The 1,219-nt window shown below is 64.2% G+C and carries 1 protein-coding gene and 1 pseudogene; one reads left to right on the forward strand and one right to left on the reverse strand.

Features of this window, described 5'->3' with window-relative positions; all coding sequences use genetic code 11:
- Positions 1–157 precede the first annotated feature (157 nt).
- Positions 158–748, reverse strand: coding sequence for a TetR/AcrR family transcriptional regulator (locus tag A6I89_RS24230; RefSeq protein WP_005514331.1), 591 nt, complete (start codon positions 746–748; stop codon positions 158–160).
- Between the two features lie 328 nt (positions 749–1,076).
- Between A6I89_RS24230 and A6I89_RS25055 the strand changes: the two are divergent.
- A pseudogene (locus A6I89_RS25055) lies at positions 1,077–1,219 on the forward strand (DegT/DnrJ/EryC1/StrS family aminotransferase); the annotation flags it as partial.

A 1,219-nucleotide genomic window follows, 5' to 3' on the forward strand; every position in this document is an offset into this window, starting at 1 on the left:
GATGACGCCGCCCTTGAGCATCTCGGCCATGCCCCGCTTGACGCGCGCCGTGCCGACCTGGGCAGGCGACGCGGTGGGGGAGGTGCCGGCGGATGTGGTGTCGGTGTTGCTCACAGCTGATTCTTCCTTCGCTGTACGGGGTGGTGGATACGCGGTGCTAACGGGCCGGGGCGGCCATGCCGTCGAGGAACACCGTGATGCAGTCGTTCGAGAGCTCGTCGATCGTGTAGGGGTCGTCCGGCTTGCGCCAGTAGACGGTGAACCACACCGAGTCGCGCAGGAAACGGTGGAACACCTTGGACGGAACGTCCTTTCGGAGGACGCCCGCGTCCTTGCCGGCCTCGATGGCGTCGAGCCAGATCGTCTGGATCTCGTCCGCGATCGTGCGGGCCTCGGCGAAGTCGCGCATGGCACGCAGATTGGGGAACTCCGCGTGGTAGACCTTGGTCGCGTCCGGGCGCGCGGCGCCCGTCGCGAGCGAGACGTCGACGATCGCCTTCAGTCTGGCTCGGGGTTCGAGCCGGTCGAGCTCCATCGAGCGATAGTTCGCGAGTAGGTCCGAGAGGAACACCGTGACCAGTTCGGTGACGATGGCACCCTTCGACCGGAAGTAGTGGTAGAGCGCCCCCGCGTTGAGGCCGACCTCGTCGCCGATCTCCCGCATCGACGTCCCCGCGATGCCACGCGCCGCGAACAGGGTGGCCGCGGCATCGAGGATCTCGGACTTGCGGTCCTGGGGTTCCGCCACTTCAGTCCCTTCCGATTTGAACACTCATTCAACGACATTAACCGGGCCGGTCGCATCGCGTCAAAGTGGGGTTGCGTCACGTCGGAGTCTTGCGTCGAACATGTTCGCGGCGTGCAGATTCGAGCTGGCTTTCAGAAACGACTCGCCTCCGATCCCGTCTTGACGGCCTGCTTCCATCGACCTATATTCGCCTTGAATGAACGTTCAATACGATTTATTCGGGCATGAGCCGCCCATGCTCTTTCCGCCCGGTTCGTGGCGCGAGGCTGATCGGCGTCCGCACGAACCGCCCATGCGGACCCTTACCGAAATCGACGAGGAGATCGAAATGACCAGGGTTGTCTACGCCCGCAGTGTCCACGACGAGCGCGAGATCGAGGCATGCCTCGAGGTCTTGCGTGGTGGTCCGTTCGCGCTGAAGATCGGCAAGAACGTCGCCGAGATGGAGCGCAAGGTCGCCGACCTGTACGG

Source organism: Prescottella equi (assembly GCF_002094305.1).
Classification (GTDB): Bacteria; Actinomycetota; Actinomycetes; order Mycobacteriales; family Mycobacteriaceae; genus Prescottella; species Prescottella equi.